We start from the raw sequence: 16,575 nt of genomic DNA on the forward strand, positions 1-16,575 counted from the left end.
GTTCCCTTTATTGTGAAGTGCGGCGAGATGTTGTGAGGGGCAAGGGGCCTTGTCCAGCAGAGCTTTTCGTCATGCCCATGTCACTGTTCAGCTGAGATTGGCGTGGCCGCGATAGGCGAAACTCGCAGCATCATGCTCTGCCCGATACGCAGTCCGACAGCGCTGGACGCATATTTTCATTTTCCCCGCTCATGCCTGCCAGCATCTATTGTGCCGCAGATCCCGACCCTTTAGAATTTCGTTTAATTACAGCGAGTCCTGAGCCGCCATCTGGCTTTATCAGGTGTGGAATCCCATCTTCTTCATGATGAATGCAAATAACAGGTGGTTGGTATGACGGGGGTTGCGCTAGGCAATAACATATCAGCCTATCACTTCGGTGATTATGTCTTTGATGTCAAAAGGCGAGAGTTGATCTTCTGTGCCGACAAGGACAACTTGCAAAGCGCCCGGGTGGTGCGCTTGTCATCGGCAGAGAGCCTCATTTTCAGCTATCTGCTCGATCACCATGACGAGGTGTGCGACAAGGATCTGTTGCTCGAAATCGGCTGGTTGGGTCGCCCCATCAGCCCCAACTCCCTGAATGTGGCTATCGCCAATATTCGCCGCCACTTCGCTTCATCCCCCCAGACGCTGGATATCAGAAGTACCCCGAAAAAAGGGTACTCCCTGCATCTGAACTGCAAGATGAAGAGCTATTACGGCAAGGCACTGCCAACAGAGAGTGAGCCCTTGCCCGAGCCGATGAGCGAGCCCACGCCTGCAGCGGCTGCGCAGCCACCGTCGACACCATCAAGCTCCGACCACGAGGTCATCAAAGATCCTGCTGCCGCCGCTCCCCGTTCTTTTGGTGAGCGCGCCAAACTTGCCTTTCTCAGCGGTATCGGGCGGCCAATGCTGGCAAGGGGCCTGATGTACGTCAATCTGCTACTGGCTGTGTTGGTGGCGTTTGTCGCCAGCTATCTCCATTTCGAGTGGCTCCATGTGCACTGCACCGACGCGCCGACCGGCGTTGTTTGCCAGATGGAGGCACGGAGCGATCCACCAGTCAAACCGGCATCGCTGGTGCTGGTCTCCGGCCACCAGGTTCGCGTGCTTTCCTATAAAGAGCTCGAAAAAACGCTGTAAGGGATCTCTGATGAAACGAACGCTGAAAAATACCTTGCTGCTGTTGCCACTGCTTGTCGTGCTGCTGTTTGTGGTCGGGATGTTTATCAACAGTCTGGGCTGCCATTACGACCTGAAAATGTCGGCCAATGGCGTCAACTATCACGGGGTGTGCCGCTGGGGCAAAATCACCGTGATCGAAGAGGAGGAGGCGACCAGGGAGAAGTGGCGAGTGACCGGTTTTCAACTTACCTTCTTCAACCAGCTTGTTTACCTCATCGACAGTCGTACCCAACTGCACGAATCGGGTAACGATGACTCCTATCTCAATGAGTACAACCTGATCCAGTCGCAATATGCGCTGGTCAACTATGCCTGGGTGCCGCTGACTGAAAACAAGGTGGCGATCTTCCAGCGCGATCCGGTGCACGAGGTCGTGATTGCCCAGCGAGATGGCTGGTTCGATCTCTACCGCTGGTTCTTCCCCCCGGCACCGCTGGTGCCTGTTCAGCCGCAAAGCGCAGGTGCCGGGCGTCCCGCTAGCTTCTGAGCAACTTGCACCAAGGGCCGGTGACCTCGCAGTGGCCTGTCTCATCACTGTTTTGCCAGCCCAGCCGATGGTAGAAGGCTACTGCCGCCGTGTTGCGGGTCGCAACCTTGAGCGAGCCGTGCGGCGAATCAGCAAGGCCCCGCTCCAGCAGGGCGCGCCCTATCCCCTGACCGTGCCAGTCGCTTGACACATAGAGGTGATGGACGAAGTGATCGGGCTGCCAGATGGCGATAAAGCCGCAGATATTGCCCCCCTGTTCGGCTACCCACACCCGTTCACCTTTGGTCTGTTCCTCGAAATCCTCGAGTTGGAAACGGGCGGGATCGACCCAGTGAAAGGTGTGGCGGCGGCTCTTTAAAAACAACCGGGCCAGTTGGGGAATGTCGTGTTCTTCCATGAGCCGGATCATGATGCCCTCCCGGATCAAGCCAATGTTCATTGAGGCAGCTGCACAGCGGCAGGTTAATCGAGGCAAATGACAAGGGTGTGATTAAGCACTGTCCATTGTATTTGCCATGGGGCTATACTGCCGGAGTCCCTTGTATGGATGGCTTGAGGATCGCTGATTTATGGACAATAAACTGATTGAAGGCAACATTTTTGTTCCGGCGCACATAGACGATGTCTGGCACGCCTGGACTACCGAAAGCGGTCTGCGCAGTTTTCTGGCCCCCGAATGTTTGATGGTGGCCGAACCGAATGGTCCTTTCGAGATCTACTTCAGGCCTGATGCCCCGCTGGGTGAACGTGGCAGCGAAGGGTGCCGGGTCATGGCCGTCATGCCCTATGACCTGCTCAGTTTCAGCTGGAATTTCCCGCCCAGCCTACCCCATATCCGCCAGCAAAAGACCCAGGTTTGCCTGCGATTTGTGCCGGAAGGGCAGGGCACTCGCCTCTACTTCCTCCAGAGCGGTTGGGCCAATGATCCGGATTGGGATCAGGGTTATGCCTATTTTCGGGAAGAGTGGCTGGAGACCAGCCTGCCACGGTTGCAGTATCGTTTTACCCATGGCCCCATCGACTGGAACAATCCTCCCGACAAGGCGCAGCTGAAGGCGTTGGCCCAGTAATCCCGGATATTCAGACATAAAAAAAACCGGCCAAAAGGCCGGTTGAAACAGTTCAGGCTTGTCAGGTGACAAACGTATCCAGCGGATGAGAGTCGCTTTCCACTCCTTGTGAAGCACAACACTCTTGGTTACGTGCGGCTACTTTATGCCATTCACACTGAATCGAGGCTGAACCATGGATGATCCCGCCTCGCCCCCTCTTCAATCAGATTGTGATCCCCATCGACTGGCGCAAGTAAGCGCCTGCACCGAGCAGCCCCGGCCCTTCATGGGTGATCAGGAACACCGGGATCTCCTTGAGGTAGGACTTGAAGCGTCCCTTGTCTTCAAAGGCGACCCGGAAACCGGAACCGGTAAAGAACTCCTGGAAGCGCGGCACTATGCCACCTGCGATATAGACGCCGCCAAAGGTACCCATATTGAGGGCCAGATTGCCGGCAAAGCGGCCCATCAGCACGCAGAACAGGCTCAAGGTGCGACGGCAATCGAGGCACTCACCCGCCAGTGCGCGCTCGGTAATGTCTTTGGGGGCGAACGGCTCTGGCTCACGACCATCGGATTTCACCAGCCCGCGATAGAGATTGACCAGGCCCGGGCCGGAGAGGAAACGCTCTGCCGAGACATGGCCCAATTCGCCTCGCATCACCTGCAGCACCGCATCTTCCTCTTCGGTGTTGGCAGCAAAATCCACATGACCACCTTCACCCGGCAGGCTCAGCCACTGCTCACCCGCCTTGACCAGATGGGCGACCCCAAGGCCGGTGCCCGCACCATAGATGGCGATGGGTTTGCCCGCTACCGGCGCGGCGCCGCCAAGCTGGATGCGATCCGATTCAGCCAATACCGGCACAGCCATCGAGACCGCAGTAAAGTCGTTGATCACTTGCAGGCGTGCCAGCCCGAGATTGCTCTGCATCTCGCTGATGGAGAACTCCCAGCTGTGGTTGGTCATGGCAACCCAGTCACCGTTGATGGGGCAGGCGATGGCGATGCAGGCTTCAGCCACCTGTACCTTGTGTTCTTCCAGATAGAGGCGTACCACGGCTTCAAGGCTGGGATGGGCCAGACCTGAGTAGGTCTTTGCCTGAGAGATAGTTCCGGTGGCCAGCTCACACAGGGCCAGACGCGCATTGGTGCCGCCGACATCGCCGACCAGCGCATGGGTATGCTGCATAACAACTCCTTCGTTACAGGATGGGGACGACTCTGGTGTCCCGAGATTATTGTTGGATTATGACGGCCCATTCTATCCGAGCTCAGGCTTGCTCACCCGCCGGATCGATACAAACGTGCGCCTGCTCACAGTGTTGTTGCTTTGCAACATTTGTAAGCGCTTTCATGGCTAGGTGACGTTTTGTAACGAAAAGTACGAAATAATTAGAGATGAGTCATACTTTGTATGGCAGGCGTTAGTTGCGATAACCGCTTGTCTTGTATAGTCCTTAGCTTGAATGGAAACTTGCTTAGCCGTAGATTGAGTGCAAAGACACTGAAGCTAAATTACAAAAACGCCTGGTGGTGATGATGAATACCCTTGATAAAATTACGAACAACTTGGAAAGTTTCAGTAAATCAGAACGCAAGGTTGCCGAGGTGATCCTGGCGTCTCCCCAGACCGCCATCCACTCCAGCATCGCTGCTCTGGCCAAGATGGCCGACGTCAGTGAACCGACCGTCAACCGCTTTTGCCGCCGTCTCGATACCAAGGGCTTTCCTGATTTCAAACTCCATCTGGCCCAGAGCCTGGCCAATGGCACCCCTTACGTAAATCGTCATGTGGAAGCGGAAGATGGGCCCGATACCTACACCGCCAAGATTTTCGAATCCACCATGGCCTGTCTGGATGCCGCCAAAAACAGCCTGGATATCTCTGCCATCAACCGCTGCGTCGATATCCTGACCCAGTCCAAGAAGATCAGCTTCTTCGGCCTTGGCGCCTCCTCCGCCGTTGCCCGCGATGCCCAGAACAAATTCTTTCGCTTCAACATTCCGGTAGTGAGCTTTGACGATATCGTCATGATGCGCATGAGCTGCATCAACAGCAGCGAAGGGGATGTGGTGGTACTTATTTCCCACACCGGCCGCACCAAGGCGTTGGTCGAGATCGCCGCGCTGGCCCGCGAGAACGACGCCACCGTGATCGGCATGACCGCCAAGGACTCCCCTCTGGCCCGCGAGTGCAATCTGGTGCTCTCCATGGATGTGCCGGAAGATACCGATGTCTATATGCCGATGGCATCCCGCATCGCCCAGCTGGCGCTGGTGGATGTGCTGGCGACCGGTTTTACCCTGCGCCGGGGGATGAAATTTCGCGAAAATCTGAAGAAAGTAAAAGAGGGATTGCGCGAATCCCGCTTCGAAACCCCGCACTCTTCCTGAACCGTCGGGGGCTCTGGCCCCCGACTGTCTATGCCACCCGCCTTGGTGTAGTATTGTAATTTAATAACAAAAACCACCCAGATGGTTTGCAAACGGGTGCATCGAGCCATGGGCTTGATGGGGCAGAATCTCAAGTCATATCAACTTCATATTGGAGTCTTTCATGCCTAGACGTACAAAGATTGTAACCACACTCGGTCCGGCTACCGACCGCGAAGGGATCCTCGAAGGGATCATCCGCGCCGGGGCCGACATGGTGCGGATGAATTTCTCTCACGGCACTGCTGAAGACCATATCCTGCGCGCCAATCAGGTGCGTGACATTGCTGCCAAGCTCGGTCGTCATGTTGCCATCATGGGGGATCTGCAAGGCCCGAAAATCCGTGTTTCCACTTTCAAGGATGGCAAAATCTATCTGGCCATCGGTGACAAGTTCATTCTCGACGCGGCACTCGGCAAGGGTGAAGGTTGTCAGGAGCAGGTCGGTATCGACTACAAGAGCCTGCCAGACGATGTGGTGCAGGGCGACATCCTGCTGCTGGACGATGGCCGTGTGCAGCTGAAGGTCGAGCAGGTTGAAGGCACCCGCATTCATACCACGGTGACCGTGGCCGGGCCGCTCTCCAACAACAAGGGTATCAACAAGAAAGGGGGCGGTCTCTCCGCTCCGGCCCTGACCGAGAAAGACAAAGAAGACATCAAGACTGCTGCCCGTATGAATGTGGACTATCTGGCGGTCTCCTTCCCCCGTTGTGGCGATGATCTGCGCTACGCCCGCGAGCTGGCCCGCGAAGCCGGTTCCAATGCCAAGATCGTGGCCAAGGTTGAGCGCGCCGAAACCGTCGCCACCGATGAGGCGATGGAAGACATCATCCTCGGTTCCGATGCTGTGATGGTCGCCCGTGGCGATCTGGGTGTCGAGATCGGTGACCCCGAGCTGGTTGGCGTACAGAAGAAGCTGATCCGCCACTCCCGTCGTTTGAACCGTGTGGTGATCACCGCTACCCAGATGATGGAGTCGATGATCAATGCGCCTCTGCCGACTCGTGCAGAGGTCATGGACGTGGCCAACGCCGTGCTGGATGGTACCGATGCGGTGATGCTCTCCGCTGAGACTGCTGCCGGTCAGTTCCCCATCGAGACCGTTACCTCCATGGCGAGCGTCTGTGTCGGTGCCGAGAAGCACCCGAGCCTGAACGTCTCCAACCACCGCATGAGCTACACCTTCACTTCCGTTGAAGAAGCTGTAGCCATGTCCACCATGTATGCGGCCAACCACCTGGAAGGGGTGAAGGCGATCGTGGCACTGACCGAGTCCGGCACCACGCCGCTGCTGATGTCCCGTATCAGCTCCGGTCTGCCGATCTTCGCCATGTCTCCCCACAACAAGACCCTGGCCTGGACCAATCTCTACCGTGGCGTCACTCCGGTGATGTTTGACGGTGACGAGACCAAACCGGTCTACGAAGTGTGCCGCGACGCGCTGGCCGTGCTCAAGGATAAGGGGCTGCTGCAAAGCGGCGACATGGTGCTGCTGACTCACGGTGACAAGATGGAAACCGTGGGTAGTACCAACACCTGCAAGGTGATGATGGTCGAATAAGCCCGTCCGGTTTTACTGTGCTTAAAAAGGCTGCTCCTCTTTGATGAGCAGCCTTTTTGTTAACCGCTATCGGGCTGTAGCGGGATAAACAGGACTCAATGATTGCTTAACCGGATTCCCCTTCCGATAATGCGGGAGTGATTTTCAGCGGGTAGCCTGTTGTAGGTGATCGTCCCAGGTAACCCAGACACTCGACAATACGGGAGTGAAAAAATGAACAAGCGTAACTGGTTGCTGGCCTTGTCACTGAGTCTGGCCTTCTCACCCTGTTATGCCGACTGGGCCAAGCTCAAGGCCGCAGCGTCCGATCTGGGTGCGGCAGTGAGCGAGACCAGCAAGGAGGTGTGGCAGGATGTCAGTGATTTCTCCAAGAAGAGCTGGGCCTCCATCTCGGCCTGGGGAGAGGATGCCTTCAATACCGCCGGGGTCTGGACCGACAAGAGCATCGCCACCGGCAAGGAGTGGCTGAAGGCGGCCGACAAGGAGCTCAACGAGATGCTCAACCCCAAGACGGCGAAAGAGGCGAGGATCGCGCTCAATACCATGGCCGACACTGCGCTGATCCGGTTGTTCAACGAGCAGCCATCAGCCAAGTTGTTGTTTGACAAGGCTTATGGTTATGCGGTATTCGATTCGCGCAAGTTCTCCCTGATGCTGCATACCAATCAGGGGGCCGGGGTGGCAGTCAATCGCAAAACCGGCAAGCACACCTATATGAAGATGTTTGGCGCAGGTCTGGCGGCCGGGATTGGTGGCAAGTTCTATCAGCAGGTGATCCTGTTTGAAGACAAGGCCAGATTCGATGCCTTCGTGACCCAGGGGTGGGAAGCTACCTCCGAAGTGGGTGTGGTGGCCGGCAAGGAGAGCGCCGAGCTGACCGCCAAATACAATGGCGGCATGGCCATCTACCAGATTGGCGAGAAGGGCTTGCTGCTCGATGCCAATATCTCCGGCTCCAAGTACTGGATTGACAAGGACTTGACTGAAACGAGTCGCTAATCCTGTCGTGATCTCGCCAACAGGCCCGCAGTGCGGGCCTGTTTGTTCTCTCGGTGTCAGTGGGTTGAATAGACCTGCTTGCCCTTGAACATGGTCCAGAGCACCTTGGTCTCCTTGAGCTCTTCGCTTGCTACCTGTTCCAGATTGCGATCCAGCAAGATCAGGTCAGCACTCTTGCCCGCGCTGATGGAGCCAATCTCCTTCTCCCGCCCAATCACCTTGGCGGCGTTGAGGGTATAGGCCTGCAAGATGGCCTGACGGCTGATCTGCTCGCTGGCGGGGGGCAGCAAGCCAAGCTCCCCTTGACGAGTGATCGCGGTATACATGGCGAGGAAAGGGTTGGGGCTGGAGACCGGCCAGTCACTGGCACCGGCAATAATGGCGCCGCTTTGCAGCAAGCTGCCTGCCGGATAGAGGCGGGCTAGCAGTGCCGGGGGCACTTTTCCATCAAGCAGCAGGGTGGTCGCCACGTTTTTCCCGGCCCACAAGAGTTGCATCGATGCGGCCACATTGAGCGGTTTGAAGCGGGCAATGCTGGCCGGGCTCACCACCTCCAGATGGGTGATGCTGTGCAGCAGGCGGTGATCCCGATTGTGGGCCCGGGCATAGGCGATGGCATCGAGGGATTCACGGACGGCCCGATCGCCGATGGCATGAAAGTGAGCGATAAGTTGATGGGCATCCGCGGTGCGGATCAGCTCGTTAAAACGCTGTTTGTCCAGATCGTCCTTGCCGCTGTAACCGGGACGGTTGAGGTAGGGCTCGCTCAACTTGGCGGTCTGGGATGGATACTCGATGACACCATCTTGCAGGATCTTTATCCCCACCAGTTTAACGTCCGGGGCATCTTGAAACTGCTGTTGCAGCGCCAATACGTCATCAATGATGGCGGGTGATGCATGTATCCCCACCAGTGCCAGGGCGGACACATGTCCGGTCAGCTTGCCTTCCCGGGAGAGCATGCTGTACGCCGGCAGCAGGCCGGTATCGCGGCGATCCGGCTCGGCGTTGAAGATGGGGGCGAGGGGGCGAATGTTGCTGATAGGGTCCATCCAGGCGGTGATGCCCACCTGATTGAGCTGTTTGGCGGCGGTCATGATGGCACTGGCAATCGTCTCGTCGCTGACGGGGGGCAGCGCCTTGAGGATGGCATCCCAGCCGCCTTCCGAGGCAAAGCCATTGAGCTTGCCGGATGGGGTGAGGCCAAAATTGCCTTTCAGCGGAGCATAACGACCGGCAAGGGTGTCGGCATCAATGCCAGCCTTGCGCAGCATGGCCTGATTGGCCCAACCGGTGTGGGCATCCGAACCGGCCAGCACTACGGGTATTTGCTGGTATTGCGGGCCATTGAACACCTGATCGAGCAGGGGAAGCTGATGCCAGTAGTCGAGGGAGACATTGCTGTATAGCTCTACATCGCCCTGTGTCAGGCGGGGGTCATCCTTGCTGCGGGTCAGAAATTGCTGCACCTGCTCAACCTCACTCATGGCGTCAGGAAAGTTAACCGTCATCCCCTGAAAACCGGCAAATGCCGCATGAACATGGCTGTCGATGAGCCCTGGCATCAGGTACTTTCCTTTCAGATCAAGACGCTTGGCATGGCTGCCGAGGCGGGCGCTGACCTCCTGATAGCTGCCGACTGCCACTATCTTTTTACCTTCAATGCCGACCGCTTCCGGGTGAGGGTTCGCCGGATCACCACTGTAGATGGTGCCGCCAAAGATCAGCGTCTGGCTCTGTGACTGGGCATTGGCGGCAGCGGGAAGCGTCACCAGCAGGCTGGCGAGAAACAGCGTTTTGATATTCATGGGCATGACTCCGTCGCTTCGGTGCCCGAAGGCACCGAAGTGGGTAAATGGAAATGAGGTATCGGCTTATCGGTTGATCAGCGGGATACAGATATCAAACACGTAATGATCCCGGTCGGAGTCCGTGCCTGCGTGGTATTGCTCGTAACACGGGCGATCGTCGCAGTTCAGCCCTTGGCTCACTACCCAGCGAAACGCCGTCTCCCAGCAGGCGACCAGTTGATCGCCGCGAGCGATAAACTGACAAACCGCATAGGGGCCCGCGGCGATGGTCTGGGTGGTTAACTGGCGCCCAGCGAGGATCTCTGGCCCCAGCTCGATGCAGACGTCAGTACGGCAACGGGTCTCATCGGTGATATCGGGGATATCCCAATAGAGACTCAGGGTACCCGCTGGTGTCATCGCCTCGTCCGAGGCGAACAGCGCGAGCAAATCCCGATGAGCTTGCTCGCAGGTCTCTTTGCCATAGGGGCCCAGGCGGCGCATGTACGCCACGCGCCGGGCGGGCATCAGCCTGACGCTTGCCCCCTGCAACAGACCCGGGTGTTCGGTGACCGGGTGCATGACGAGGCCATCATAGGTGTCAAAGGGAAGGGGATCGTTTCCAATCTTGCTTTTCCAGTTTCCCCCCTGCTGCTGGCGGTATTCCGAGGGGCTCATGGCGAAGTGCAGGCGAAAGGCCTTGGCGAAATTCTGCGAGCTGGAGAACCCGGCGGCCAGTGCGAGGGTGGTGATATCGCTCTGGGGGGAGGCGAGCAAGCGACGGGCAGCGCGTTCCATACGCAGGCGCCGGGTAAATCCGGCAATGGTCTCGCCGACCATCGTCTTGAAAATACGGTGGAAGTGGAAGGTGGAGATGGCTGCCGCTGCTGCGACCTCATCCAGGCCCGGATTGTCATCCAGATGGTGGCTGATGTAGTCCATCGCCTTGAACACGGGTTTGCGATAATCCAGAGCGGACTCCTTGCCAGCCAGCAAAAGTGGGCGTCAGAGTCGGATTTAATCAGAGCCACCTGCCGTTGTCGAACCCGTCCGGCCTGGTCTGGCCACTCATCCGCATCGCGCTTTTAACGCATTGGCACTCTAATTGCTTATTGCATGCCAGCGTCAATGATTTGTCTGGGGATGGAAAATGGAAATTAGTGCAAGCAGCCTGATGCAAGAGATGCAGGCGCTCAAGATCGAAGCAGGCGCAACGCCGCTGGCACAACCCGGTCGTCAGGTAACCTCCGACTTTGGTCTGCTGCTGCAACAGGCGCTTGGCAACGTCAACGAACTGCAAGGCGCCGCCAATGATCTGCGTACCCGTTTCGATATGGGTGACAAGTCGGTGGATCTGGCCGAGGTGATGATCGCGGGCCAAAAATCGTCCATCGCCTTTGAAGCCACGGTACAGGTGCGCAACAAGATGGTCGATGCCTACAAGACCATCATGAACATGCCGGTATAAGCGACGCCAATAAACCATGACGACTGAACATCATGAACATGTCAGCAATAAGGACATAAATCGTGGCTACTGACCAAAACGGCGATCTGCTGATAAACGATGAGGGCACCGCCGCCCTCGATGAAAATGAGCAGAAGAGTTCGGCGCTGGGCTTCCTGTCCAACACCGATGTGCTGCGGCAAATCACCCTGATCCTGGGGCTTGCCATCTGTCTGGCCATTGCGGTGTTTATCCTGCTGTGGGGCAAGGAGCCGGATATGCGTCCCCTCGGCACCTACACCACCCAGGAGCTGGTGAAGACTCTCGACTTCCTCGATCAGCAGAAGATCCCCTATGAGGTGGATGGCAAGAGCGTGCTGGTCAACGCTGAAAGCTACCCCACTATCCAGCTGGCCCTGACCCGTGCCGGTCTTGCCAATGCCACCGATAGCAACATCGGTGGTGAAGATATCCTGCTCAAAGATTCCAGTTTCGGCGTCAGCCAGCGGATGGAGAGTGAACGTCTGAAGCTGAGCCGCGAGCGCCAGCTGGCGAGCGCCATCGAGCAGTTCCAGAATGTGGCCAAGGCCCAGGTGCTGTTGGCCATTCCGAAAGACAATGTGTTTGCCCGCAACGAACGTAAACCCAGTGCCACCGTGGTGCTCAACCTGAAAGGGGCGGCGCTGGGGCAGGGGGAGGTGGACTCCATCGTCGATATGGTCGCCTCCGCCGTACATGGCCTTGAGCCGACCCGCGTCACCGTCACCGACCAGAATGGCCGCCTGCTCAACTCCGGCTCGCAAGACCCGATCTCGGCCCAGACTCGCAAAGAGTTTGCCATGCAGCAGAAGCAGGAGCTGGAGTACAAACAAAAAATTGACGCCATCCTGATCCCGGTGCTGGGGGCCGACAACTATACGGCGGAAGTGGATCTCTCCCTCGACTTCTCCCAGCAGGAGCAGACCCGCAAGACTTACAACCCTGACTTGCCTGCAGTGCGCTCCGAGATGACCATGGAAGAGAACAGCGCCAGCGGCAGCAATGGTGGTGTGCCTGGTGCACTCTCCAACCAGCCCCCTGCCGCCTCCAATATTCCCGAGGAGGCGACCGGTGGTGATGGTGCCAGCGCTGCCGCTTCTGGCCGTTCCCGCAAAGAGGCGACTCGCAACTTCGAGCTGGATACCACCGTCAGCCATACCCGTCGCCAGATGGGGGGCATTCGCCGCATGACTGTTTCGGTTGCCGTGGATTACAAAGCGGTACCCGGTGCCGACGGGGCAGTGACCCGTGAGGCGCGCACCCAGGCAGAACTCGATACATTGCGCCGTTTGCTGAGCGGTGGCCTTGGCTTTGATGTGACCCGTGGTGATACCCTTGAGGTGGTCGCGATTCCGTTCAATCGCCCAGAACTGGATACCGTGGCCGAAGTGCCGCTCTACGATCAGCCCTGGTTCTGGCGTGCGGTGCGGATTGCCGCCTCGGTACTGGTGATCATCGTCTTGATCGTCACCGTGGTTCGCCCCATGCTCAAGCGACTGCTCTATCCGGATGCCAAACCGGAAGGGGAAGTGGATTTCGACAACCACACCGTACTGGGTGGCGACGACGAGTTGAGTCTGCTGTCAGCACAAGTCGAGAACGATCAGGTATTTGGTGTACGCGATGGCCAGCTGAAACTGCCGGATCTGCACCGTGACGAAGACTTGCTCAAGGCGGTGCGTGCGCTGGTAGCGAACGAGCCGGATCTGGCCGCTCAGGTCATTAAAGAATGGGTAACGAACAAAGATGCCTGAAGAAAAGAAGAGTCAAGTCACCGGCAATGACATCACTGACAGTCAGCGCCAGATCCTCGACCAGATGTCGGGGATGGAGATGGCTGCGGTGTTGATGCTGAGCCTCAATGAAGAGGATGCCGCCCAGATCTTCCGTCATCTCGAGCCCAAGCAGGTGCAGCGGCTCGGTATGTCGATGGCCTCCATGTCCGACTTCAGTCACGATCGGGTGGCGGCGGTGCACCGTCAATTCATCGACGATATCCAGAAGTACACCAACATCGGTATCGGCAGCGAAGACTTCGTGCGCAAGGCACTGGTGGCGGCCCTTGGCGAGGACAAGGCGAGCAACCTGGTGGACCAGATCATTCTCGGTTCCGGCGCCCGCGGTCTCGACTCGCTCAAGTGGATGGATGCCCGTCAGGTGGCCAGTATCATCCAGAACGAACACCCGCAGATCCAGACTATCGTGCTCTCCTATCTGGAGCCGGAGCAATCAGCCGAGATCCTGAGCCAGTTCCCGGAGCAGGTGCGCCTCGATCTGGTGATGCGTATCGCCAACCTCGAAGAGGTGCAACCGGCGGCACTGCAAGAGTTGAACGACATCATGGAGAAACAGTTCGCTGGTGCCGCTGGTGCCCAGGCAGCCAAGATGGGCGGCCTGAAGGCTGCCGCCAACATCATGAACTATCTGGATACCAACATCGAAGGCCAGCTGATGGACTCCATCCGCGAGTCGGACGAAGAGATGAGCCAGCAGATCCAGGATTTGATGTTCGTGTTCGAAAACCTCATCGATGTGGACGATCGCGGCATCCAGACCATGCTGCGGGAAGTGCCCGGGGATCTGCTGCAACGCGCCCTCAAGGGCTCCGACGATCAGATGCGCGAGAAGATCTTCAAGAACATGTCCAAACGGGCGGCCGAAATGCTGGCGGACGATCTGGAGGCCATGGGGCCGATCCGGGTCTCCGAAGTGGAAGCGGCCCAGAAAGAGATCCTCTCCATCGCCCGTCGTCTGGCGGATGCCGGCGAAATCATGCTGGGTGCCGGTGGCGGCGAGGAGTTCCTCTAAGCCATGGCCCATAAACAGAACCGCGATGCCAAGCCCGCATCAGGCAGTGGTGAGGAGCCGCGCAAAGCATGAACAACAAACTGCGTGGGTATGTGCGCCCCGAGGGCGATGATGCCCGGGTTGAGACTTGGGGCTGGCCCGAGATGGAGGTCGAGGTAGAGGCGGGAGCGCCTACCAATGCTCTTGGCCTGGCCCCTGACTGGTATCAGCAGGAAGAGGAGGTGGTGGAGCCGGAGCCCGAACAGGAGCCGACCCCCAGCATCACCGCCGAAGAGCTTGAAGCGATCCGTCAGGCCGCCTGGGAAGAGGGAATGGCTGAGGGGCGCGAATCCGGTTATGCCAAGGGTATGGAAGAGGGCAAGCTGGAAGGATTGCAACAGGGCCACTCTGCCGGTCTCGAACAGGGGCGCGAGGAGGGGCTGGCTATGGGGCGCGAGCTGGTGGAGCAGGAGATCGCCCACTGGCAGGGGCTCGCCGCGCGCCTTGCCAATCCGCTTAACGAGCTGGATCAGGCGGTGGAGCAGCAGTTGGTCTCGCTGGTGATGCAACTGGCCCGCGCGCTTATTCGTCACGAAGCAGAGACCTCCCCCCGCATTCTGCTGGAGGCGCTTAAAGAGGGGCTGGCCTTGCTGCCTGCCGCTGAACAGGGGGTGACTCTGATGTTGCATCCCGACGATATCGCGCGAATCGAACAGGCATTTGGCGCCGAAGAGTGCGCCAAGCGCCACTGGCGATTACAAAGCGATCCCACCCTCTCCCCCGGCGATCTGCAACTGGCTACCGAGCTCTCCAGCATCGATTTGACCCTCTCCGGTCGCATCGATCAGTTGCTGCGAAACTTCTTGCGGGACAATGCGTCGCAAAAACCGGCTTCGCAGGACTCACGCCCATAACCGATGCCGGACGTTGCTGTCCGGCTGCACTTTTTAGCTCTCAGGAGGCCAGATGAGCGGCTCGCTACTGAACCGGTTGCAAGGGTACAAGGTACGCGACAGCGCCCCCAAACCGCCGGTCGCCGGCAAATTGACCCGGGTGGTGGGGCTGACCCTCGAAGCCATTGGCTGCCGCGCCGCCATCGGTGCCCTCTGCCGCATCGATACCCTTGATGGGACGCTGGAGGCAGAAGTGGTCGGTTTTTCTGGCGATCGCCTCTATCTGATGCCGAGCGAGCAGCTCAAGGGGGTGATCCCCGGTGCCCGGGTGGTGCCCATCACCGAAGAGCACGGTATTCCGGTCGGTATGAACCTGCTTGGTCGGGTCATCGACGGCATCGGCCAGCCACTCGATGGGCTCGGCCCCATTCTCTCCTCCCAGACCGTGCAGTTTGCCCAGCACCGCATCAACCCGCTCTCTCGCCGCCCGATCCATCAGCCGATGGACGTGGGGGTGCGCGCCATCAACGCCGTGCTGACGGTTGGTCAGGGCCAGCGGATGGGGTTGTTTGCCGGCTCCGGTGTCGGCAAATCGGTGCTGCTTGGCATGATGACCCGTGGCTCGGTGGCGGATGTGGTGGTGGTCGGCCTCATCGGTGAACGGGGTCGGGAAGTAAAAGAGTTTATCGAAGACATTTTGGGAGAGGAGGGGCGAGCCCGCTCCGTGGTGGTAGCGGCTCCCGCCGATGCCTCGCCGCTGATGCGGCTAAAGGGGTGTGAAACGGCGCTGGCCATTGCAGAATATTTCCGCGATCAGGGGCTTAATGTGCTGCTCTTGATGGATTCACTGACCCGTTATGCCCAGGCCCAGCGTGAGATCGCGCTGGCGGTGGGCGAGCCGCCAGCGACCAAGGGCTATCCTCCCTCGGTATTTGCCAAATTACCGGCGCTGGTGGAGCGGGCGGGTAACGGCAGTGACGGCCAGGGCTCCATAACCGCCTTCTTCACCGTCCTGACCGAGGGGGATGACCTGCAAGATCCCATTGCCGATGCGGCGCGGGCGATCCTCGATGGCCACATAGTGTTGTCGCGCGAGCTGGCCGATGCGGGCCACTATCCGGCTATCGACATCGAGAAGTCCATCAGCCGGGTCATGCCCATGGTGACCTCGCCGGAACATATGGATCTGGCGCGCACCCTCAAGCAGTTCTACTCCCTCTATCAGCAGAACCGGGATCTCATCACCATCGGTGCCTACAGTCAGGGTTCCGATCCGCGCATTGACCGTGCCATCATTCAAAAACCCTATCTGGATCAATTCTTGCAGCAGGGGATGCGCGAGGTCATTCACTACGATGATGGCCTGCAAGCCTTGCAGATGGTGGCGATGCCATTGATGCGCTGATGATGGTCGGTAACAGAGAGGTCGACGATGAGTAAAGGGTTGGTATTGTTGGCCGATCGGCTGGTGGAGGCGGAGCAGCAGTGTGCGCTGGCGCTGGTGAAGGCGCAGCAGGATCTCAAGCTGTTCATGGATCAGCAAAATGCCCTCAATCAGTATCGCCAGATCTATCACCAGCAGTGGACCGATCGCGGCCTGCAGGGGATTTCGCCCCAGCAAAATACCCAGTATCACGCCTTTATCAACAAGCTCGAACAGGCTGCGACCCAGCAGTACGAAGGGGTGTTGCAGGTGCGTCAGGCGCTGGAGCAACGCCGTGAAGAGTGGCTGGCGGCCCAGCAGCGGCGCAAGGCGGTAGAGCTGTTGCTGGAGAAGCAAGCGAGCCGCGAGCAGCAGAAAGCCCAGCGTCAGGAGCAGAAGATGCTGGATGAGTACGCCATGTTGCGACGCTTTCATCAATCTGGCCTGTAACTTGCTTTGATATGGGCATTGTCGGCGGCCATCTCTCT

At 58.3% G+C, this 16,575-nt stretch carries 15 protein-coding genes and 1 pseudogene; 12 read left to right on the forward strand and 4 right to left on the reverse strand.

The features are described 5' to 3' along the window. Positions 1–411: 411 nt before the first annotated feature. Positions 412–1,128: a winged helix-turn-helix domain-containing protein gene (locus BN1139_RS07650; protein WP_013723546.1), complete on the forward strand. Its 717-nt coding sequence runs from the start codon at positions 412–414 to the stop codon at positions 1,126–1,128. Between the two features lie 10 nt (positions 1,129–1,138). Beyond that, a complete protein-coding gene (locus BN1139_RS07655; RefSeq protein ID WP_005353702.1) occupies positions 1,139–1,657 on the forward strand; it encodes a hypothetical protein in 519 nt (172 codons plus the stop codon). Here the strand turns inward: BN1139_RS07655 and BN1139_RS07660 are convergent. After that, on the reverse strand, positions 1,647–2,066 hold the full coding sequence (locus BN1139_RS07660) for a GNAT family N-acetyltransferase (protein WP_005353700.1): 420 nt from the start codon (positions 2,064–2,066) through the stop codon (positions 1,647–1,649). The genes BN1139_RS07655 and BN1139_RS07660 overlap by 11 nt on opposite strands. A 160-nt stretch (positions 2,067–2,226) precedes the next feature. Between BN1139_RS07660 and BN1139_RS07665 the strand changes: the two genes are divergently transcribed. Further along, the gene (locus BN1139_RS07665) at positions 2,227–2,727 is read left to right on the forward strand and encodes an SRPBCC family protein (protein ID WP_005334766.1); all 501 of its coding nucleotides are present in this window, start codon (positions 2,227–2,229) and stop codon (positions 2,725–2,727) included. 205 nt (positions 2,728–2,932) lie between these two features. Here the strand turns inward: BN1139_RS07665 and glk are convergent. Beyond that, positions 2,933–3,904 (reverse strand): annotated as a pseudogene (gene glk, locus BN1139_RS07670) (glucokinase); the annotation flags it as partial. A 347-nt stretch (positions 3,905–4,251) separates the two neighbouring features. Between glk and BN1139_RS07675 the strand changes: the two are divergent. The 3 genes from BN1139_RS07675 (at position 4,252) to befA (ending at position 7,708) form a co-directional block, all read left to right on the forward strand. Next, positions 4,252–5,106, forward strand: a complete 855-nt coding sequence (locus BN1139_RS07675) for a MurR/RpiR family transcriptional regulator (protein ID WP_005334759.1) — start codon at positions 4,252–4,254, stop codon at positions 5,104–5,106. A 163-nt stretch (positions 5,107–5,269) separates the two neighbouring features. Continuing rightward, on the forward strand, positions 5,270–6,709 hold the full coding sequence (gene pyk, locus BN1139_RS07680) for a pyruvate kinase (protein ID WP_005353698.1): 1,440 nt from the start codon (positions 5,270–5,272) through the stop codon (positions 6,707–6,709). Positions 6,710–6,922: 213 nt separating this feature from the next. After that, a complete protein-coding gene (befA, locus tag BN1139_RS07685) occupies positions 6,923–7,708 on the forward strand; it encodes a beta cell expansion factor BefA (RefSeq protein ID WP_005353696.1) in 786 nt (261 codons plus the stop codon). A 56-nt stretch (positions 7,709–7,764) separates the two neighbouring features. On the opposite strand, the gene BN1139_RS07690 is transcribed toward befA, so the two are convergent. Both BN1139_RS07690 and BN1139_RS07695 read right to left on the reverse strand, forming a co-directional pair. Continuing rightward, positions 7,765–9,516, reverse strand: coding sequence for an amidohydrolase (locus BN1139_RS07690; protein WP_005353693.1), 1,752 nt, complete (start codon positions 9,514–9,516; stop codon positions 7,765–7,767). 66 nt (positions 9,517–9,582) lie between these two features. After that, complete coding sequence (locus BN1139_RS07695) at positions 9,583–10,494, reverse strand: AraC family transcriptional regulator (protein ID WP_005353690.1); 912 nt, start codon at positions 10,492–10,494, stop codon at positions 9,583–9,585. A gap of 154 nt (positions 10,495–10,648) precedes the next feature. Here BN1139_RS07695 and fliE point away from each other — a divergent pair, with 154 nt between their 5' ends. From fliE to fliJ, 6 genes are all read left to right on the forward strand, one after another. Further along, the gene (gene fliE / locus BN1139_RS07700; protein WP_005353687.1) at positions 10,649–10,966 is read left to right on the forward strand and encodes a flagellar hook-basal body complex protein FliE; all 318 of its coding nucleotides are present in this window, start codon (positions 10,649–10,651) and stop codon (positions 10,964–10,966) included. A 62-nt stretch (positions 10,967–11,028) separates the two neighbouring features. Continuing rightward, positions 11,029–12,738, forward strand: a complete 1,710-nt coding sequence (gene fliF / locus BN1139_RS07705) for a flagellar basal-body MS-ring/collar protein FliF (protein ID WP_005334750.1) — start codon at positions 11,029–11,031, stop codon at positions 12,736–12,738. Continuing rightward, entirely contained in the window at positions 12,731–13,792 is a 1,062-nt protein-coding gene (gene fliG, locus BN1139_RS07710; protein WP_005334749.1) for a flagellar motor switch protein FliG, read from the forward strand. The genes fliF and fliG overlap by 8 nt, the downstream gene beginning before the upstream one ends. Before the next feature lie 68 nt (positions 13,793–13,860). Beyond that, on the forward strand, positions 13,861–14,685 hold the full coding sequence (fliH, locus tag BN1139_RS07715; protein ID WP_005353684.1) for a flagellar assembly protein FliH: 825 nt from the start codon (positions 13,861–13,863) through the stop codon (positions 14,683–14,685). A gap of 52 nt (positions 14,686–14,737) precedes the next feature. Further along, on the forward strand, positions 14,738–16,069 hold the full coding sequence (gene fliI / locus BN1139_RS07720) for a flagellar protein export ATPase FliI (RefSeq protein ID WP_005334747.1): 1,332 nt from the start codon (positions 14,738–14,740) through the stop codon (positions 16,067–16,069). Between the two features lie 27 nt (positions 16,070–16,096). After that, positions 16,097–16,537 carry a flagellar export protein FliJ gene (gene fliJ, locus BN1139_RS07725; protein ID WP_005334746.1) on the forward strand — a complete coding sequence of 147 codons (441 nt, stop codon included), beginning with the start codon at positions 16,097–16,099 and terminating at the stop codon, positions 16,535–16,537. Positions 16,538–16,575: the final 38 nt, after the last annotated feature.

Source organism: Aeromonas veronii bv. veronii (assembly GCF_000820225.1).
GTDB classification, from domain to species: domain Bacteria; phylum Pseudomonadota; class Gammaproteobacteria; order Enterobacterales; family Aeromonadaceae; genus Aeromonas; species Aeromonas veronii.